Source organism: Antarcticimicrobium luteum (genome assembly GCF_004358185.1).
GTDB lineage: Bacteria > Pseudomonadota > Alphaproteobacteria > Rhodobacterales > Rhodobacteraceae > Antarcticimicrobium > Antarcticimicrobium luteum.
On the sequence record NZ_SMUV01000074.1, the window covers coordinates 298,610 to 316,149 of the forward strand.

A 17,540-nucleotide genomic window follows, 5' to 3' on the forward strand; every position below is an offset into this window, starting at 1 on the left:
GGGCCTTATGCGGCGGCGCGGCAAGGTTGACTTCGCCCCGCGGTGCCGGGCAAGGAGAGGCCATGCAGGCCGCCATCCGATTTCCCGACCTCTCGCCCGAGCTGCTCTCCTTCACCCTGCTGGGGATGGAGTTCGCGCTGCGCTGGTACGCGCTTGCCTATATCGCCGGTATCCTGATCGCCTGGCGGCTGGCGGTGCATGCGGTGAAGCGCGCCGCGCTCTGGGGGCCTGCCGGTGCGCCGATGACGCCGCCGCAGATCGAAGAGCTGCTGACCTGGATCATCCTGGGCGTGATCCTCGGCGGGCGGCTGGGATTCGTGCTGTTCTATCAACCCGCCTACTACCTGTCCCACCCGGCCGAGATCGTGATGGTCTGGCAGGGCGGCATGGCGTTCCACGGCGGACTGCTGGGGGTGATCGCCGCCGCCTGGGCCTTTACCGCGCGGCATGGCATTTCCCGGATCGGCGCGGCGGATCTCATCGCCCATACCGTGGCACCCGGCCTGATGCTCGGCCGGCTCGCCAATTTCATCAACGCCGAGCTTTGGGGCCGGCCCACCGAGCTGCCCTGGGGCGTCATCTTTCCCGGCCCGATGGCGCAGGACTGTCCCGGCGGGACCGGGGCCTGCGCGCGCCACCCCTCGCAACTCTACGAGGCCGGTCTGGAGGGGCTGCTGCTTGGCACACTGCTGCTCTGGCTGGTCTACCGGCGCGGAGCGCTGAAACGGCCGGGGCTGATCCTGGGCATCTTCCTGGCGGGCTACGGGCTGGCCCGTTTCATCGTCGAATTCGCCCGCCAGCCGGATGCGCAATTCGTCTCGCCCGGCAACCCGCTGGGGCTGGCGCTGCATCTGGGTGGCTACGGTCTGACCATGGGGCAGTTGCTGTCGCTGCCGATGATCGCGCTAGGGCTCTTTTTCGCGCTTCGGGCGCGTCGGCAGGATCGGCGTCAGGATCGGCGTCAGGGGGCGGCATGAGCCTGATCGACCATCTCGCCGCCCGCATCCGCGAGGACGGCCCGATGAGCCTGGCCGCCTATATGGCCGACTGCCTGCTGCATCCGGAATTCGGCTATTACACCACGCGCGACCCGCTGGGCGCCGAGGGCGACTTCACCACCGCCCCGGAGATCAGCCAGATGTTCGGCGAGTTGATCGGCCTGGCGCTGGCGCAAAGCTGGCTGGACCAGGGGCGGCCCCACCGCTTCGTTCTGGCCGAACTGGGGCCGGGGCGCGGCACACTGATGGCCGATCTGCTGCGGGCCGGGCGCGCGGTGCCCGGATTTGTCGAGGCCGCCCAGATCTGCCTGATCGAGGCCTCCCCCGCCCTGCGCGCGATGCAGGCGGAAACGCTGAAGGATCACGGCCCCAGATGGCTGGACCGGGTTGAGGATCTGCCCGCTGACCTGCCGCTGTTTGCCGTGGCGAATGAATTCTTCGACGCGCTGCCGGTGCGCCAGTTTGTGCGGCAGGGCGATGGCTGGTGCGAGCGGCTGATCGGGCTGCGGGACGGAAAGCTCGCTTTCGGGCTGGGGGCCGCCGCGCCGCAACCGGCGCTGGCGCATCGGCTGGAGGATACCCGCGACGGCGATCTGGTGGAGCTTTGCGAGGCAGCGCCGCGGATCGCCGCAGAGCTTGCCGCCCGAATCGCCACCCGCGGCGGCGCCGCGCTGATCGTGGACTACGGCGACTGGCGCAGCCTCGGCGACACGCTGCAGGCCCTGCGCGCCCATGAACACGCCGATGTGCTGGAGGGCCCGGGCAGTGCCGATCTGACCGCACATGTGGATTTCGAGCCGCTCGCCGAGGCCGCCCGCGCCGCCGGCTGCGCCCATAGCCGGCTGACCCCGCAGGGGGTTTTCCTCGAACGTCTGGGCATCACCACGCGGGCGCAGGCGCTGACGCGGGGGCGCGCGGGCGCGGCCATCGACGATCTGGTGCAGGCACATCGCCGGTTGACGCACCCGGGGGAAATGGGAAACCTGTTCAAGGTGCTGGGTCTTTATCCGACCCATGCCGCCCCGCTGCCCGGATTGGACCCATGACACTGGAAATCCTCACCTCGGATCGTCTCGCCCCGCTGCAACATGGGTTCTTCACCCGTCGCGGCGGTGCTTCCTCGGGGGTGTTCACCGGGCTCAACTGCGGCCCCGGCTCTTCTGACCAGACCGAGGCGGTGGCCATCAACCGCGCCCGCGCCGCCGCTGCGCTGGGGCTCGACCCCGAGGCGCTGGCCGGCGTCCATCAGGTGCACTCGGCCGACGCGATCGCCGTGACCGCCGCGCCAAAGGACAAACCGCGCGCCGATGCGCTGGTCACCGCGACGCCGGGTCTGGCGCTCTCGGTGCTGACGGCCGATTGCCAGCCGGTGCTGTTCGCCGACCACGGGGCCGGCGTGATCGGCGCGGCGCACGCCGGTTGGCGCGGGGCGCTGGACGGCATCCTCGAGGCGACGCTGGAGGCGATGGAGGCGCTCGGCGCCCGCCGCGCGGATACCGTCGCGGTGATCGGCCCGACGATTTCCCAGAAGGCCTATGAGGTCGGGCCGGAATTCCTCGACGATTTCCTGATGGACGATCCCGAGAACGCCCGGTTCTTCGCCAATGGCGCCGGCGACCGCTATCTGTTCGACCTGCCCGGCTTCGGTTTGCACCGGTTGCGGCGTGCCGGCATCGGCGCGGCCGAATGGACCCGCCATTGCACCTATGAGGACCCGGACCGGTTCTATTCCTACCGCCGCACCACCCATGCCCGCGAGGCCGATTACGGCCGGCTGCTCTCGGCCATCCGCCTCTGAGCGCGGCGGGCGCCGCCGCCAAACCGCCGCATTTGCCCCGGACCTGCCGCAATGCGGCGCGGAATTTCCCCGGCTTGGTCCAAAGCCTGCCCGAATGGCGCGCGATAGTCAGCTCAACGAACCCGCCGCGAAGCATATCGCGGCCACAGGTAGGAGCAGACCCCATGAAAAAAACCACGCGCTTTCTCAAGTCGGTCGTCGAAACCGCCAGAAGCAGCGACCCCCGCCTGCCCTGGGCCCGCCAAACCCGGACGCCGCGCGCCTCGACCGGCCGCAACGTCAAGCGGCGCGCCTAGCCGCCGCTGACGTTCTGGGAATCGGTTAATGGCCAAATTGTGGCAAGACTGCCCAGATTCCAGGAAACAATACCGGTGATGTCCGGCGGATTGACCCCGCCGGACGCGGAAATACGGCAAATTTTTGACAATTCAATCTAAATTCTGGCAAAACCCTGCCCGTACAGATGCCGATCACGTTTTCAACCGTGTCCGTCTGTCGTTGTCGGTGGGGGCCGACGCAGATGCGACCCGTAGAAAGGGCCGATAAATGACGATCCCCACCTCGCTTGCGCGTGCTGCCCGCAACGCCATTGAAACCAGCCCGATTCTGCAAGATCCCGCCGCATTGCGCGCCAGTTCGCGGCCGCAGCTACGCCGATATGAGGTCAGCGTGCTCGCGCCAAATGGCGACATTCTGGACAGCCGCCATATCGCCCCGGCGCTGCCGCTGTTCGAGACCGCCTTCTCGGCCTTTACCCGCGGCTCGTTGATCGAGACCGAGGCCGGCCCCGTCGCCGTCGAAGACCTGCTGCCCGGCGACCGCATCCTCGGCCACGATGGCATCGCCCAGACCCTTATGTGGAAGGGCAGCACCCAGATCGTGCCCGGACGCCCGGACGCCAAGGGCCGTTATCACCCGCTGGTGCGGGTCATGGCCGACAGTTTCGGCATGCAGATGCCGATGTCCGACGTGCTCGCCGGCCCCTCGGCGCGGATTCTGAAAACTCCCGGCCACCTGCGCGGCCTGACCGGCGATGCGCCGCTGCTGACCCCGGTGGGCGAATTCCTTGACGGGATGCAGGTGATCGAAACCGCCCCGCCGACCGCCGTTCAGCTCTATCACCTCTGCCTGCAACGTCACGCCGTGATCCGCGTCGCCGGGCTGGAGTTCGAGACCTACCATCCGGGCACCAACGCCCTGCGCATGGTCAGCCCGACGATGCGCGAGGTCTTTCTCAAGCTGTTCCCGCATCTTTCCGGGATCGGCGATTTCGGGCCGCAATGCTTTGCCCGCGCCGGCGACGGTCAGATCGACGCCATCAGCGCCTGATCCGCGCCCGGGATTCAGGCTCAGGCAGAGCGGCTCAGCCGCTCTTCCAGCACGTCGAAGGGCACCCCCGGCTCATCCTTGGCGCAACGGATCACCAGCGATGTCTTGACGCTGGCCACGTTCGGCGTGGTCAGCAGCTCTCCGGTCAGAAAGCTCTGGAAAGAGCTCAGATCGGGGGCCACGCATTTGAGAATGAAATCGACCTCGCCGTTGAGCATGTGACACTCGCGCACCAGCGGCCAGCCCCGGCACCGCGCCTCGAAGGCGCTCAGCTCGGTCTCGGCCTGGCTGTCGAGCCCGACCATCGCAAAGACCTGCACCTCGAAGCCCAGCTCGCGCGCATTCACATCCGCATGATAGCCGCCGATCAGCCCCGACTCCTCCAGCGTGCGCACACGCCGCAAACAGGGGGGGGCCGAGATGCCGACACGCTTGGCCAGTTCGACATTGGTCATCCTGCCGTCGGCCTGCAGCTCCGACAGGATCTTGCGATCGATCGGATCAAGTCGTGTTGTCGCCATTTCAAGTTCCCCTCGTTTTGCGTTTCTTATAGCAGCGCGCAGGCCGCGCGCAATATTCTTTCGCCAAAGCGCAATATTCCTCAAAGGCCTGCATGAAAAGCGGGCAAAGCCGCCTGTGGCGAATAGCCCCGACAAGGGTCTTTAAGCCCCCTGCCGGCAGGGTTATATGCGAAACGGATTGTGGCGGCCGGGGCCGTCGCGCTGCTGATTTGCGGGGAAAACATGACTGAGACGCGCCACACCAAGGTTCTGATCATCGGCTCCGGCCCGGCCGGCTATACCGCTGGCGTATACGCCAGCCGCGCCATGCTGGAGCCGCTGCTGGTGCAGGGGATCGAACCGGGCGGGCAGCTGACCACCACCACCGAGGTCGAGAACTGGCCCGGCGATACCGAGGTTCAAGGCCCCGACCTGATGGTGCGGATGGAGGCCCACGCCAAGGCGATGGGCTGCGAGATCGTCGGCGACATCATCACCGATCTGGACCTCTCCCGGCGCCCGTTCACCGCCAGGGGCGACAGCGGCACCACCTATACCGCCGACGCGGTGATCCTGGCCACCGGCGCGCGCGCCAAATGGCTCGGTCTGCCGTCGGAAGAGGCGTTCAAGGGCTTCGGCGTGTCGGCCTGCGCAACCTGTGACGGTTTCTTCTATCGCGGCCAGGAGATCGTGGTGATCGGCGGCGGCAACACCGCCGTGGAAGAGGCGCTGTTCCTGACCAATTTCGCCTCCAAGGTCACGCTGATCCACCGCCGTGACGAGCTGCGCGCGGAACGGATCCTGATCGACCGGCTGATGAAGAACGAAAAGATCGAACCGCTCTGGCATCACGTGCTGGAAGAGGTTGTCGGGACCGACAACCCCAAGGGCGTCGAGTCGGTGCGCGTGAAACATGTGGAGACCGGCGAGATCACCGAGATCCCCTGCAAGGGCGTCTTCGTCGCCATCGGCCACGCCCCGGCCAGCGAATTGGTCAAGGACCAGCTCGACCTGCACAACGGCGGCTATGTCCAGGTCAAGCCGGGCAGCACCGAGACCTCGGTGCCCGGCGTCTTCGCCGCCGGCGATCTGACCGATCACAAATACCGCCAGGCGGTGACCAGCGCCGGCATGGGCTGCATGGCCGCGCTCGACTCCGAACACTGGCTGGCCGCGCAGCAGGACTGAGGCGGCGCCGGGCGCGCCGCCACGGCTTCGGCTGACAATTTCCCGGCGCGGGCAGGTGGCGGCGGCGCGACGCGCGCGCTCTGCCCGCCGCGCCGGCCGCACCAGGGGTGTGCAGTCCAGCCCTTGACCGCCCCGCTCCTGCGACCCAGTCTGGCACAAAGACACGCGCGAGGGGGATCGACCCGTGGCAAGCACGCTCTGGCGGGGGACTTGGATCACCCGTGCCCGGATTGCCTCCGGCCTGATCCTGTTCACCTTCGCCTTTTTCCATTTTATCAATATCGGTCTGGGCCTGATCTCGCCCGGGGCGATGGATACGATGGAAGATCTGCGTAAGACCATCACCCGGACCACGCTGGGCGGGGTGATCCTGCATGGCGCGCTCCTGACCCACGCATTGCTGGCGCTGTGGAGCCTGGCCAGCCGCCGCACCTTGCGCATGCCGCTGTGGAACGCGCTGCAATTCGCCTTTGGCCTGCTGATCCCGGTGTTTCTGATCGCCCATGTGGTCCACACCCGTCTGGCGTATGAGCTTTACGGCGTGAACGACCAGATGGGCTATATCCCGGCGCTGATCTGGAACACGCCCGACGGCTGGCTCCAGGCACTGCTTTTGCTGCTGGTGTGGACCCACGGCTGCATCGGGCTGCATTTCTGGCTGCGGCTTGCGCCGTGGTGGCGGCGGCTCACCCCCTATCTGATCGTCGTCGCGGCGCTGGTGCCCGCCTTTGCGCTGGCCGGGTTCCTGACCGAGGGGCGGCGGATGCGCGCGGTCTTTGCCGAGCCCGCCACGCGCGCCGCGGCGATGGCAGAGTTCAACTGGCCGGATGCGGCCACCTTCGGCGAGCTGATCGGGATCTCGCGCGCCGGGTTCTGGATCTTTGTCGCGTTGCTGGCGCTGGCCGCGATCGTACATTTCGGGCGCCGGATCGTACGGCGCCGCCGCTCGGTCCGGGTCCGCTATGTGGACGGGCCCGAGGTCTCCTCGCCGCGCGGGCTTACGCTGCTGGAGATGTCGCGGCTGCACGGGGTGCCGCATACCGCGCTCTGCGGCGGGCGCGGACGCTGCACCACCTGCCGGGTGGTGATCGAGGACGGCGCCGCGCATCTGCATCCCCCAGAACCGGCCGAGTTGAACAGCCTGCGCGCGGTGAATGCCGCGCCGAACACGCGGCTGGCCTGCCAGATCCGGCCCATCGATCCCGCGACCGTGTTCCGCGTGTTTCTGCCCGACGGGCGGCGCGGGCGGGCGCATGCCAGCCACGGGCAGGAGCGACGGCTGGCGATCCTGTTTCTGGACATGCGCGGGTTCACCGCCCGCACCGCCGGGCAGCTGCCCTATGACGTGGTGTTCCTGCTCAACCGGTTCTTCGACGCCATCGTGCCGCCGATCCTGGCCGAGGGCGGCAGCGTCGACAAATACCTGGGCGACGGGCTACTGGCGGTGTTCGAGACCGCCGACGAGGGCAGCTCGGCCCGCGCCGCGCTGCGCGCCGCCGAACGGCTCAGCGCGGCGCTGTCCGCGTTCAACGCGCGGCTGTCGGTCGAGGGGGTCGCCCCCATCCGCATCGGCGCCGGATTGCATCTGGGCGGGCTGGTGCTGGGTGAAATCGGCGCGGCGGGCAACGCGCCGCGCACCATCATCGGCGATACCGTCAACGCGGCCAGCCGGCTGGAGGGCAAGACGAAAGAACTGGGCGTCGAACTGCTGGTCTCACGGGCGGTCCTGGACAGCGCCGGGATCGACACCGGCGCGCTGGAGCTGCAGACGCTGGAGCTGCGCGGCGTTGCCGCCCCGCTTTCGGCGCTGGCGATGTCGAGCGGGCAGGATCTGAAGTCTTTGCTGGCGGGCGGCGCGCCGACGACCTGACCCCCGGACCAGCCGGTGCATACCGGCGGAATACCGCGTTTGCGGCACAATAGACACTCCGCGCCCCTAAAAACCCGGGCGCACGGCTGGACTTTCCACCTGTTCCGAGTCTATGCCGCGCGCGACCGGTCCGACGGAACCGCACCAATAAACCGAAAACCGAGAGATTTGAAATGACAATGCTTAGCAATCTGGCCCCGATCCCGGAGCTTTATGTTTCTTATGAATCAGCCCAGAAACTGAAGGTCGAGGCAGGTGAGCTGAAAAGCCTGGACCTGACCCCGCGCCAGATCTGCGATCTTGAGCTGCTGATGAACGGCGGGTTCAACCCGCTGAAAGGATTCCTGAGCGAAGCCGATTACAACGGCGTTGTCGAAAACATGCGTCTGGCCGACGGCCAGCTCTGGCCGATGCCGATCACCCTGGACGTTTCGGAAGCTGTTGCCGAAGGGCTGGAACTGGGCGAGGACATCGCGCTGCGCGACCAGGAAGGCGTGATCCTGGCCACCATGACCGTGACCGACCGCTGGGAGCCGAACAAGTCGCGCGAGGCCGAGATGGTCTTTGGCGCCGATGACAGCGCGCACCCGGCCGTCAACTACCTGCACAACACCGCCGGCAAAATCTATCTCGGGGGTCCGGTCACCGGCATCCAACAGCCGGTCCACTATGATTTCCGCGCCCGCCGCGACACCCCGAACGAGCTGCGGGCCTATTTCCGCAAGCTGGGCTGGCGCCGCATCGTGGCGTTCCAGACCCGCAACCCGCTGCACCGCGCGCACCAGGAGCTGACCTTCCGCGCCGCGAAAGAGGCCCAGGCCAACCTGCTGATCCACCCGGTCGTCGGCATGACCAAGCCGGGCGACGTCGACCATTTCACCCGCGTTCGCTGCTATGAGGCGGTGCTGGACAAGTATCCGGCCGCAACCACCACCATGAGCCTGCTGAACCTGGCCATGCGCATGGCCGGCCCGCGCGAGGCGGTCTGGCACGGGCTGATCCGCAAGAACCACGGCTGCACCCACTTCATCGTCGGCCGCGACCACGCCGGCCCCGGCAAGAACTCTGCCGGCGAGGATTTCTATGGCCCCTATGACGCGCAGGATCTGTTCCGCCAGTATCAGGACGAGATCGGCGTCGAAATGGTCGACTTCAAGCACATGGTCTGGGTGCAGGAACGCGCGCAATACGAGCCGATGGACGAGATCAAGGACAAGGACGAGGTCACGATCCTGAACATCTCGGGCACCGAACTGCGCCGCCGTCTGGCCGAAGGGCTGGAGATCCCCGAGTGGTTCTCCTTCCCCGAGGTGGTGACCGAACTGCGCAAGACCAGGCCGCCGCGTTCGCAGCAGGGCTTTACCGTGTTCTTCACCGGCTTCTCCGGCTCCGGCAAATCGACCATCGCCAACGCGCTGATGGTCAAGCTGATGGAGATGGGCGGGCGTCCGGTGACGCTGCTTGACGGCGACATCGTGCGCAAGAACCTCAGCTCCGAGCTGGGCTTCTCGAAAGAGCACCGCGACCTGAACATCCGCCGCATCGGCTATGTCGCCAGCGAGATCACCAAGAACGGCGGCATCGCCATCTGCGCCCCGATCGCGCCCTATGCCACCACCCGCCGCGCCGTGCGCGAGGACGTCGAGGCCTATGGCGCCTTTGTCGAGGTGCATGTGGCGACCACCATCGAGGAGTGCGAGCGCCGCGACCGCAAGGGGCTGTACAAGCTGGCGCGCGAAGGCAAGATCAAGGAGTTCACCGGCATCTCCGACCCCTATGACGTGCCCGAGAGCCCCGAGCTGCGCGTCGAGACCGAGAATGTCGATGTCGACAACTGCGCCCATCAGGTGCTGCTGAAACTGGAGCAGATGGGCCTGATCGGCCTGAGCTGATCCGGATTGCTTTGAATGCGGGCGCGGCCATCGGAAACGGTGGCCGCGCTTGTTTTTCCACCTCTGCAATGGTTTTGCGGGGGCAGCCCTGATAGGGTACGCCAATCTCGCAGCAACGCCGCAACCCGATGAAAATGGCCGCTTCGCCCGTCCTTGTGCATGTCTTCACCGATGCCCCCGAAGCCGTGTTCATAAAGCAGTTCCCCGGCGCGATCCCGGAACTGGAGGGCTTTCGTTTCTCGTTCGGACCACAGGTGCCCGATGCAATCGACGTTCTGATCGTTTTCAACCGGGCCTCTTATAGCCTCGGCACCCGGCTGCCGGTGGCGCGGACCGCCTTTATCGCTGCCGAACCCGAGGCGATTCATCCCTATAGCGCGCGTTATCTGGATCAGTTCGGCATCGTCGTTTCCGCCACCAGCAAACATCTGTCCACCCGGCACTGGAAAACCGCCCCCAGCTGGTATTGGTTCGCGGGCATCGATTTTTCCAAGCCCTGGGAACTGGAATACATGAAGGGCCACGACTATTTCGCGGCGCTGCCGGTTCCTGAAAAGCGGGACAGGATTTCGGTGGTCACCTCGAACAAGGTTTTCACCGACTACCACAAAAAGCGCGTCGCCTTTCTTGACGCCATCATCGACAGGATCCCCGAGCATCTGGAAATCTTCGGGCGCGGGTACCGGTCCGTCGACGACAAGGCCGAGGCCCTGTTGCCCTGCAAATATCACCTCGCGCTGGAAAACAGCCACGGCGACGACACCTGGACCGAAAAGCTGGCCGATCCGCTGCTGTGCTGGGCGTTGCCGTTCTACAGCGGCTGCACCAATGTCGAGACCTATTTTCCGCAAGGCAGCTTTGTCTATGTCGATCTGGATGATCCCCAACGCATGGCGGACCAGATGGTCAAGGCCGTGCGCGACGACCTCTGGAGCCGCTCGCTCGGGGCCATCGAGGCGGCGCGCCAGCGGCTGTTGCGCGAGCATAGCCTCGCCTTCCAGCTTCTCAGGCTGGCCAGGTCGGCACATCAGGCGCCGGCGCCCGATCCGGCCGCGCCGATGCGCTATATCTGGTCCGAGAAATCCCTTTGGCCCGAACCGGGGGCGCGCGGCAACCTTGCCGACTGGGCGCTCCGCAACGGCCTGATGACCTTCGACAGGGGCATCGAGCTGAAAACGCTGGGGCTGCGCCGCCGGCTCGAGGCGGCACGCACCCGGCGCCGCCAGCGCCGGCTCGCCAGACTTGAAAACCGCACCCCCTAGCCCCAGATCACCCGCGACCCGATCCGGGACGCGCAACCGACAAGGTTCCCATGGCTCATGACACCCCCGCGGTCGGCATTCTGCCCCATACCGAATACCTCGGCTATTTCCCCGGCAGCTACCCGCTGGACCGGCTGCACTGGCCTCTGGGCCAGCCGGAGCGGCTGATCGGCAAAAAGCTGCGGCATCTGGGCCGGCAGGATCACCTGATCCTCTATCCGCGCAGCACCTCCTATTACCGGCCGGGGTTCGGAACCCGGGCGCGGGTATCGGTGATGATCCTGGAACCGGAGGCGGTGCACCGGCGGCACATGGACAAGATGCGCAGATACCACCGCCGGTTTTACCGGGTTCTCACCGCGAACGAGGCACTTCTGTCGGATATTCCCAATGGGATTTTTTTTCCGTTCGGCAGCACATGGGTGCCGGAATGGCGCGATGTGGATGTGACCAAGACGCGCATGGTCTCGCTGATCGCCACGGCCAAACGGTCGCAGCCGGGACATCTTCCGCGTCACGAGATCGTCGACTGGGCCAGAACGGCCCCGGTTACGCTCGACGCCATCGGGCGCGGCTACAAGCCCTTCGACAGGAAATCCGAGGGCCTCGCCCCTTATCGGTTCTCCGTTGTCATCGAAAATTCGAGAGAGCCGAACTATTTCACCGAAAAACTGATCGACGCCATCCTGTGCGAAACGGTGCCGATCTATCTGGGCTGTCCCAATATCGACCGCTTTCTGCCGACCGACGGCATGATCATCTGCGACACTACCGACGATATCCGGCAGGCGGTCCTGAGCGCCTCGGAGGCGCTGTTCAACCAGAAACTTCCCGCCCTGCGGGCGATCAAGGAAACCGCGGCCGATCTGGGAGAGACCGAAAAACGGGCCGCCCTTGCCGTTCTCGGCGCGGGCTGACCCGGTCGATCAGTGCACCGCGACCGGCGCGAAATCGTTCTGCCGCGCCAACGCGAAGGCCATGCGGCGATCGGCCACCAGCGCGAGCTGCTGCCCCTCGGAATCGTGCACCGCATAAAGATGCTCGCGGTCCCCGGCCTCGGCCCGGACCTCTTCGGGCAGATCGGCGACGTCGACCTCCTTCACGTAAACGATCCGGCGGCCATCCTGATTGAAATCAAAAGGCGTGTTCATTTCCGTTACCCCTTTCTGATGTTGATGGTCTGCACCACGGTTTCCGGTCTGGCGCGGGTCAGGTCCACATGCAGCAGACCGTTTTCCATGATCGCCTCGCCAACCTCGACGCCATCGGCCAGCACGAACATGCGCTGGAACTGGCGGCTGGCGATTCCCCGGTGCAGGAAAACCCGCCCCTGGCTGTCATCGCTCTGACGGCCGCGGATCACCAGCTGGCGATCCTCGACGGTGATCGACAGATCCTCCTCGGCGAACCCGGCCACGGCCAGAGTGATGCGATAGGAGTGATCCGAAGTCTGCTCGATATTATAGGGAGGATAGCCCTCGTTGCCCGACTTGGCCGAGCGTTCCAGCAGGCGTTCCAGTTGCTCGAACCCAAGCAGTTGCGGGTAGGAGCCCAGGGTAAGTTTCGACACGTCATTCGTCCTTTTTCATCAAAGCGACGGCCCGCACGGCCCCTTCAGGCAGCCGCACGAGATAAATATGGGCAGAATGCCGTGGATTAACAAGGGCTAGGCGAAACAGGCAGATCGGCGTAGTCTGAGCGTCAGCCGATGACACAACCCATGAGTCGCCGCCATGAACGCTCTGACCGACATCTCGATGAAAACCGACGAGGTGCTGCGCGTCGAGCTTGAGGTGTTCCGCCGTCAGCACCGCGATCTGGACGAGGCGATCACCGCACTGGTGGAACGCGGCACCGGCGACGCGCTGACCATCAAACGGCTGAAAAAGCAAAAGCTCAGGCTCAAGGACATGATCGCGCTGATCGAGGACCGGCTGACGCCGGATATCATCGCCTGACCGCATTGCCTGACACCATGATTTGGCTATAGTGCGCGCTCTTTCACAGAAACCGCGCAGCAAGGGGCGATTCATGGCCAAACCTTCCGTGGGCATCATCATGGGCAGCCAGTCGGACTGGCCCACCATGAAAGAGGCCGCCGATATCCTTGACACCCTGGAGATCGCCTATGAGGCGCGGATCGTCTCGGCGCACCGCACGCCGGACCGGCTTTGGGACTATGGCAAGACGGCGGTCGACCGCGGGCTACAGGCAATCATCGCCGGCGCCGGCGGCGCGGCGCATCTGCCTGGCATGATGGCCTCGAAAACCCGCGTGCCGGTGATCGGCGTGCCGGTGCAGACCCGGGCATTGTCGGGGGTGGATTCGCTTTATTCCATCGTGCAGATGCCCAAGGGCTATCCGGTGGCGACCATGGCGATCGGCGCCGCCGGCGCCGCCAACGCCGGGCTGATGGCCGCCGGCATCCTGGCGCTGCAGGATGAAGGCCTGGCCAAACGGCTGGACGCCTGGCGCGCCGCCCTTTCCGCCTCGATCCCGGAGGTGCCGGTCGATGAGTGACCCGCTCGCCCCCCTCAAACCCGGCGCGGTGATCGGCATCCTCGGCGGCGGCCAGCTGGGCCGCATGCTGTCTGTCGCGGCCAGCCGGCTGGGGTTCGCTGCCCATATCTATGAGCCCGGCGCCAACCCACCGGCGGGCCAGGTCGCCGCCCAGGTCACCACCGCCGGTTACGACGATGCGGCCGCCCTTACCGCCTTTGCCGAAACCGTCGATGTGATCACCTACGAGTTCGAGAACATCCCGACATCGGCGCTCGACCTGCTGGAGCCGCTGCGCCCGATCCGCCCCGGCCGCACCGCGCTGAAGGTCAGCCAGGACCGGCTGGTGGAAAAGGCGTTTCTCTCCGATCTGGGGCTGAAGACCGCCCCCTTTGCCGCCGTCGACGATGCCGTGGATCTGGCCGAGGCGCTGGCGGAGATCGGCGCGCCGGCGATCCTCAAGACCCGCCGCTTCGGCTATGACGGCAAGGGGCAGGCACGGATCATGGCGCCCGAGGACGCCGAACAGGCGCTGGCCGACATGGCCGGCGCACCGGCGCTCCTCGAGGGGTTCGTCGACTTCAGCCACGAGGTTTCGGTGATTGCCGCGCGCGGGGCCGACGGATCGGTCGCCTGTTTCGATCCGGGCGAGAACGTGCACCGGGACGGCATCCTGCGCACCACGACGGTGCCGGCGCGGCTGACCCCGGCGCAGCGCAGCGATGCGGTGCTGCTCTCGGCCAACATCCTCAACGCGCTGAACTATGTGGGCGTGATGGGGGTCGAGCTGTTCGTGACCCCGGCGGGCCTCGTGGTGAACGAGATCGCCCCACGGGTGCATAACACCGGCCACTGGACGCAAAATGGCTGCGCGATCGATCAGTTCGAACAGCATATCCGCGCCGTGGCCGGCTGGCCCCTGGGCGACGGCCGGCGCCACGCGGATGCGGTGATGGAGAACCTGATCGGCGACGACATGGACCGGGTTCCGGAACTGGCGCGCCAGCCCGACACCGCGCTGCACCTCTATGGCAAGACCGAGGTCAAGCCGGGCCGCAAGATGGGCCATGTCAACCGGGTGATCCGCCCGGGCCGCTAAGCGCCGCTGAGGGCCGCTGAGTCGGGGCGAGCTCGAGATCCGGGCGCCCTGCCTGCGGCGTCTTCGCTTTCCAGATAGGGACGGTCCCGCCGCGCGTGCCAAGCGCGGCGGCCTGTCACGCCAGGAACCGCGCCGCCACCTCACCCGCCATATAGGCCACGCGCCCGCCGGCAAAGACGGCGGCGACGCGGCCGGTATCCTGCTCAAGAACCAAGAAATCGGCGCGTTTTCCGGGCACGAGCGTGCCGCGGTCGGTCAGCCCCAGCACAGCCGCCGGGCCGGCCGAGACCAGATCCCAGGCCGCCTCGAACTCCAGCACGCCGGTCCGCGCCAGCATCAGCGCGGCGCGGCGCGGGCTGGGATAGTGGTAATCCGAGGCCAGCGCATCGCAGAGCCCCATCGTCACCAGATCCAGCGCGCTGACATTGCCTTTGTGCGAACCGCCGCGCACCACATTGGGCGCCCCCAGCACGATGGCGTCACCGCCGTCGCGCGCGGCCGCGGCGGCCTCCAGCGTCTCGGGGAATTCGGCGATCCCCGCCCCCCGCGCGCGCCAGGCCGCGCGCGCCTCTGCGGTATGATCGTCGTGGCTGCCCATGCGCACCCCCAGACCGGCCAGCCGGGCGCAGAGCGCATCGAGCGCGGCCGGCACCTCGGACCCGCGCGCGTGCAGGTCCAGCAGCATCTCGAAATGCCGCTCGGGGTTGCGGCCCGCCTTCAGCGCCTGCCCGGTCAACTGTTTTGGCCTGCGTCCCTCGGCCAGCCGGTCATGCGGCAGATGGTCGTTGAACACGACATAAGGCACCTGCCAGTCGGCCAGCCGCTCGGGCAGACCGGCGTAGTCGTCGAGCAAATGGGTCTCGAACCGCAGCTGCGGGATCAGGTCGGGCACCACGCGGGCGCGGGTCGCGGCGATGGCCGGCATCACCCGGGCGGCGAACTCCGGCCCGCGCAGACCGCCTTCCCAGCTGTGGAACTGGGCCATGACGGCAGTGGTGATGCCATGGGCGGCCAGCTCGGACGCTGCCGCCGCGATCCCTTCCTCAGGATCGGTCATCGCCCCGCGCCGGGGGGCGACGTGGCGCTCGAACCCATCGCCATGCAGATCGACGATCCCGGGCAGAATCAGACAGCCGGTGAGGTCGATGGCCCGGCCGGCGCTCTCAGCCGCGATCTGACCTTCGGCAAAGGACAGTGTGCCGGCTCGCAGCCCCTCGCCCGGGCGCAGCAGTTTCGCCCCGGTCAGATCCAGCGCCAGTTCGCTCATCGTGTCGCCTCCGATTTCGGCTCGGGCGGGCAAGTGCCGGTGAGGCAGATGCGGTCAATATCGCCCAGCAGGGCGTCGAGCCAGGTGATCTCCGGGTCGAAACGGCCGGTCTCGATGAAATGCACCGCCTGCGCGATCACCCGCGGGTTGTTCATCATGAAGGTATGGGTCACCGGCAGGGTCAGATGCGCCGCCATGCCCGCCACCCGGGTCTCGGCCACCGCGACCTTGCCGTCATCGGGTCCGTCGATCAGCGCCGAGAAGACCGGGTTGATCGAATTGGTGCCGGCAATCACGCCGAGCGGGAAATCCACCCCCGGCAGGGTCCGCGGAACGCTGTCCGGTCCGGTGCCGAGCTGCTTTCCCGCCGGGCCGTTGATCAGGCCAAAGACCTGCCAGTCGTCCAGTTCGTCAACCAGCTGGCTGCCCTGGTTGGGCGGCCCCAGCATGACGACGCGGCCCAGCCGTTCGGGCCGGTGGTCGCGCAGCCAGTAGCGCAGCAGGATTCCGCCCATGGAATGGGTCACGAAATGCACCGTGCCGGCGCCGCAGTCTGCCATCGCCGCCGGAATGGCCTGCCCGGCCAGCGCCGGAATCGGCAGCTCGGTCGAGGGGTATCCGGGCCGCACCACCCGGTAGCCGCGGCCGCGCAGCACCTCGTCCATGATGGTGAAAGAGGCCTCGGTCCGCGCCAGCCCGTGCAGCAGCACGACGCAATCTGCCATCGCCGAAGCGGGCCAGAACATAAGGAGGAAAAGCAGGATGCGCATGGGGGCCAGATAGGGGCTTTGGCGCCGGGAGGGAAGGCATATGTGGCGCACAGCCTCGTCCGAAGAGCCTGCGGCGTGCCCTGCAACGGGCATTCGGGCGAATGCTCCCCTGCGCGGGTTCAAGCCCGAAGCGGGCCTCTTGCGCCATGCAAGGCAATGCGTGTCATTCTCCGCTGAAAAACGCAGGCCGGCTTGGGTGAAATGTGTTTTGTCCTACCCCCGCGCCGGGCGCGGGCGCGGCAGCGCCAGTGCGATCCCCCCCAGCACCACCGCCGCGCCGAGGATCAGCCGCCACCCCGGCGCCTCGCCCAGCAGCGCCGCACCGGCCGCCAGCGCGATCACCGGCACGCTCAGTTGCACCGTGGCCGCCGTCGCCGGCGTCATCCGCGGCACCAGGGCGTACCACAGCGCATAGCCCAGACCAGAGGTCACCGCCCCCGCCAGCGCCGCCAGCGCGACCCCGGGCACGGTCATCGGCGCCGCGTCCCGCACCCAGAGCAGCGGCAGCGCCGTGAGCGGCAGGGCGAGGCAGAAATTGGCAGCCGTCGCCGCCAGCGCCGCCGGCTCGCCCCGGCCGCTCAGGGTGTAGACACCCCAGCCGATCCCGGCCGCCACCATCCACAGCGCACCGCTGAGCGGCACCCGCGCGCCGCCCGCCGGCCAAAGGATCCAGGCCAGCCCGGCAAAGGCGACGCCCGCCCCCGCCAGCTGCCGGCCCGAGGGGCGGGCGCCGCCCAGCGCGCCAAAGGCGAACATGGTGATCTGGACCACCCCGAACAGGATCAGCGCGCCCAGCCCCGCGTCCAGCGTCAGATAGGCGGCCGAGAACCCCACCATATAGGCGGTCAGCGACAGCGCCCCGGCCCAGCGCCGCCGGTGCCACAGCGGCAGCGCCTGGCGCCGGATCAGGACCAGAACGCCCAGCATCGCCGCCCCTGCCAGAACCCGGACGGCGGCAAAGGCCGCAGGACCGATGGCGCCGCTGTCCACCGCCGCGCGGTTCAGCAGCGAGTTGGCGGCAAAGGCTGCCATGGCCAGGGCGACCGGAAGCGCGAGGCGGGTCATCTG

At 67.2% G+C, this 17,540-nt stretch carries 19 protein-coding genes; 13 read left to right on the forward strand and 6 right to left on the reverse strand.

Annotation, left to right across the window (positions count from 1 at the left end; all coding sequences use genetic code 11):
* Window positions 1-62: 62 nt before the first annotated feature.
* The 5 genes from lgt to E1832_RS21530 all read left to right on the forward strand — a co-directional run bounded on the left by lgt (window position 63) and on the right by E1832_RS21530 (window position 4,125).
* Complete coding sequence (gene lgt, locus E1832_RS21515) at window positions 63-977, forward strand: prolipoprotein diacylglyceryl transferase (RefSeq protein ID WP_133361835.1); 915 nt, start codon at window positions 63-65, stop codon at window positions 975-977.
* Window positions 974-2,044, forward strand: coding sequence for a class I SAM-dependent methyltransferase (locus E1832_RS21520; protein WP_133361836.1), 1,071 nt, complete (start codon window positions 974-976; stop codon window positions 2,042-2,044). Before lgt ends, E1832_RS21520 begins: the two co-directional genes overlap by 4 nt.
* Complete coding sequence (gene pgeF / locus E1832_RS21525) at window positions 2,041-2,796, forward strand: peptidoglycan editing factor PgeF (protein ID WP_133361837.1); 756 nt, start codon at window positions 2,041-2,043, stop codon at window positions 2,794-2,796. The genes E1832_RS21520 and pgeF overlap by 4 nt, the downstream gene beginning before the upstream one ends.
* A 164-nt stretch (window positions 2,797-2,960) precedes the next feature.
* Window positions 2,961-3,092 (forward strand): hypothetical protein, encoded by a 132-nt coding sequence (locus E1832_RS23155; RefSeq protein ID WP_280960212.1) that lies wholly within the window; start codon window positions 2,961-2,963, stop codon window positions 3,090-3,092.
* Window positions 3,093-3,342: 250 nt separating this feature from the next.
* A complete protein-coding gene (locus E1832_RS21530) occupies window positions 3,343-4,125 on the forward strand; it encodes a Hint domain-containing protein (protein WP_133361838.1) in 783 nt (260 codons plus the stop codon).
* Between the two features lie 20 nt (window positions 4,126-4,145).
* On the opposite strand, the gene E1832_RS21535 is transcribed toward E1832_RS21530, so the two are convergent.
* Window positions 4,146-4,646, reverse strand: coding sequence for an Lrp/AsnC family transcriptional regulator (locus tag E1832_RS21535; RefSeq protein ID WP_133361839.1), 501 nt, complete (start codon window positions 4,644-4,646; stop codon window positions 4,146-4,148).
* 222 nt (window positions 4,647-4,868) lie between these two features.
* Here E1832_RS21535 and trxB point away from each other — a divergent pair, with 222 nt between their 5' ends.
* The 5 genes from trxB (at window position 4,869) to E1832_RS21560 (ending at window position 11,754) form a co-directional block, all read left to right on the forward strand.
* A complete protein-coding gene (gene trxB, locus E1832_RS21540; RefSeq protein ID WP_133361840.1) occupies window positions 4,869-5,813 on the forward strand; it encodes a thioredoxin-disulfide reductase in 945 nt (314 codons plus the stop codon).
* A gap of 184 nt (window positions 5,814-5,997) precedes the next feature.
* Window positions 5,998-7,683: an adenylate/guanylate cyclase domain-containing protein gene (locus E1832_RS21545; protein WP_133361841.1), complete on the forward strand. Its 1,686-nt coding sequence runs from the start codon at window positions 5,998-6,000 to the stop codon at window positions 7,681-7,683.
* 173 nt (window positions 7,684-7,856) lie between these two features.
* Window positions 7,857-9,575, forward strand: coding sequence for a bifunctional sulfate adenylyltransferase/adenylylsulfate kinase (locus E1832_RS21550; protein ID WP_133361842.1), 1,719 nt, complete (start codon window positions 7,857-7,859; stop codon window positions 9,573-9,575).
* 134 nt (window positions 9,576-9,709) lie between these two features.
* On the forward strand, window positions 9,710-10,837 hold the full coding sequence (locus tag E1832_RS21555) for a glycosyltransferase family 10 domain-containing protein (RefSeq protein ID WP_165978949.1): 1,128 nt from the start codon (window positions 9,710-9,712) through the stop codon (window positions 10,835-10,837).
* Between the two features lie 50 nt (window positions 10,838-10,887).
* Window positions 10,888-11,754, forward strand: coding sequence for a glycosyltransferase family 10 domain-containing protein (locus E1832_RS21560; protein ID WP_133361844.1), 867 nt, complete (start codon window positions 10,888-10,890; stop codon window positions 11,752-11,754).
* 9 nt (window positions 11,755-11,763) lie between these two features.
* Here the strand turns inward: E1832_RS21560 and E1832_RS21565 are convergent, their stop codons facing one another.
* Both E1832_RS21565 and E1832_RS21570 read right to left on the reverse strand, forming a co-directional pair.
* A complete protein-coding gene (locus tag E1832_RS21565) occupies window positions 11,764-11,988 on the reverse strand; it encodes a DUF1150 family protein (RefSeq protein ID WP_133361845.1) in 225 nt (74 codons plus the stop codon).
* 5 nt (window positions 11,989-11,993) lie between these two features.
* Window positions 11,994-12,407 carry an Hsp20 family protein gene (locus E1832_RS21570; protein ID WP_133361846.1) on the reverse strand — a complete coding sequence of 138 codons (414 nt, stop codon included), beginning with the start codon at window positions 12,405-12,407 and terminating at the stop codon, window positions 11,994-11,996.
* A 163-nt stretch (window positions 12,408-12,570) separates the two neighbouring features.
* On the opposite strand from E1832_RS21570, the gene E1832_RS21575 reads away from it, so the two are divergent.
* The 3 genes from E1832_RS21575 (at window position 12,571) to E1832_RS21585 (ending at window position 14,435) form a co-directional block, all read left to right on the forward strand.
* The gene (locus tag E1832_RS21575) at window positions 12,571-12,795 is read left to right on the forward strand and encodes a YdcH family protein (protein ID WP_133361847.1); all 225 of its coding nucleotides are present in this window, start codon (window positions 12,571-12,573) and stop codon (window positions 12,793-12,795) included.
* 73 nt (window positions 12,796-12,868) lie between these two features.
* The gene (gene purE, locus E1832_RS21580; RefSeq protein WP_133361848.1) at window positions 12,869-13,357 is read left to right on the forward strand and encodes a 5-(carboxyamino)imidazole ribonucleotide mutase; all 489 of its coding nucleotides are present in this window, start codon (window positions 12,869-12,871) and stop codon (window positions 13,355-13,357) included.
* Window positions 13,350-14,435, forward strand: coding sequence for a 5-(carboxyamino)imidazole ribonucleotide synthase (locus tag E1832_RS21585; protein ID WP_133361849.1), 1,086 nt, complete (start codon window positions 13,350-13,352; stop codon window positions 14,433-14,435). The genes purE and E1832_RS21585 overlap by 8 nt, the downstream gene beginning before the upstream one ends.
* Window positions 14,436-14,550: 115 nt before the next feature.
* Here the strand turns inward: E1832_RS21585 and E1832_RS21590 are convergent, their stop codons facing one another.
* From E1832_RS21590 to E1832_RS21600, 3 genes are all read right to left on the reverse strand, one after another.
* Window positions 14,551-15,702, reverse strand: coding sequence for an alpha-D-ribose 1-methylphosphonate 5-triphosphate diphosphatase (locus tag E1832_RS21590; RefSeq protein ID WP_133361850.1), 1,152 nt, complete (start codon window positions 15,700-15,702; stop codon window positions 14,551-14,553).
* Window positions 15,699-16,472 carry an alpha/beta fold hydrolase gene (locus E1832_RS21595; protein ID WP_133361851.1) on the reverse strand — a complete coding sequence of 258 codons (774 nt, stop codon included), beginning with the start codon at window positions 16,470-16,472 and terminating at the stop codon, window positions 15,699-15,701. Before E1832_RS21595 ends, E1832_RS21590 begins: the two co-directional genes overlap by 4 nt.
* Window positions 16,473-16,685: 213 nt before the next feature.
* Window positions 16,686-17,537, reverse strand: coding sequence for a DMT family transporter (locus E1832_RS21600; RefSeq protein WP_133361852.1), 852 nt, complete (start codon window positions 17,535-17,537; stop codon window positions 16,686-16,688).
* Between the last annotated feature and the right edge of the window lie 3 nt (window positions 17,538-17,540).

Excerpts from the sequence above, each read along its gene's own strand:
- E1832_RS21595 (WP_133361851.1), bottom strand. The coding sequence starts at position 16,472 with ATGCGCATCCTGCTTTTCCTCCTTATGTTCTGGCCCGCTTCGGCGATG.
- E1832_RS21600 (WP_133361852.1), bottom strand. The coding sequence starts at position 17,537 with ATGACCCGCCTCGCGCTTCCGGTCGCCCTGGCCATGGCAGCCTTTGCC.
- E1832_RS23155 (WP_280960212.1), top strand. The coding sequence starts at position 2,961 with ATGAAAAAAACCACGCGCTTTCTCAAGTCGGTCGTCGAAACCGCCAGA.
- lgt (WP_133361835.1), top strand. The coding sequence starts at position 63 with ATGCAGGCCGCCATCCGATTTCCCGACCTCTCGCCCGAGCTGCTCTCC.
- trxB (WP_133361840.1), top strand. The coding sequence starts at position 4,869 with ATGACTGAGACGCGCCACACCAAGGTTCTGATCATCGGCTCCGGCCCG.
- E1832_RS21555 (WP_165978949.1), top strand. The coding sequence starts at position 9,710 with ATGGCCGCTTCGCCCGTCCTTGTGCATGTCTTCACCGATGCCCCCGAA.
- E1832_RS21590 (WP_133361850.1), bottom strand. The coding sequence starts at position 15,702 with ATGAGCGAACTGGCGCTGGATCTGACCGGGGCGAAACTGCTGCGCCCG.
- E1832_RS21530 (WP_133361838.1), top strand. The coding sequence starts at position 3,343 with ATGACGATCCCCACCTCGCTTGCGCGTGCTGCCCGCAACGCCATTGAA.
- pgeF (WP_133361837.1), top strand. The coding sequence starts at position 2,041 with ATGACACTGGAAATCCTCACCTCGGATCGTCTCGCCCCGCTGCAACAT.
- E1832_RS21585 (WP_133361849.1), top strand. The coding sequence starts at position 13,350 with ATGAGTGACCCGCTCGCCCCCCTCAAACCCGGCGCGGTGATCGGCATC.
- purE (WP_133361848.1), top strand. The coding sequence starts at position 12,869 with ATGGCCAAACCTTCCGTGGGCATCATCATGGGCAGCCAGTCGGACTGG.
- E1832_RS21535 (WP_133361839.1), bottom strand. The coding sequence starts at position 4,646 with ATGGCGACAACACGACTTGATCCGATCGATCGCAAGATCCTGTCGGAG.
- E1832_RS21550 (WP_133361842.1), top strand. The coding sequence starts at position 7,857 with ATGACAATGCTTAGCAATCTGGCCCCGATCCCGGAGCTTTATGTTTCT.
- E1832_RS21575 (WP_133361847.1), top strand. The coding sequence starts at position 12,571 with ATGAACGCTCTGACCGACATCTCGATGAAAACCGACGAGGTGCTGCGC.
- E1832_RS21560 (WP_133361844.1), top strand. The coding sequence starts at position 10,888 with ATGGCTCATGACACCCCCGCGGTCGGCATTCTGCCCCATACCGAATAC.
- E1832_RS21565 (WP_133361845.1), bottom strand. The coding sequence starts at position 11,988 with ATGAACACGCCTTTTGATTTCAATCAGGATGGCCGCCGGATCGTTTAC.
- E1832_RS21520 (WP_133361836.1), top strand. The coding sequence starts at position 974 with ATGAGCCTGATCGACCATCTCGCCGCCCGCATCCGCGAGGACGGCCCG.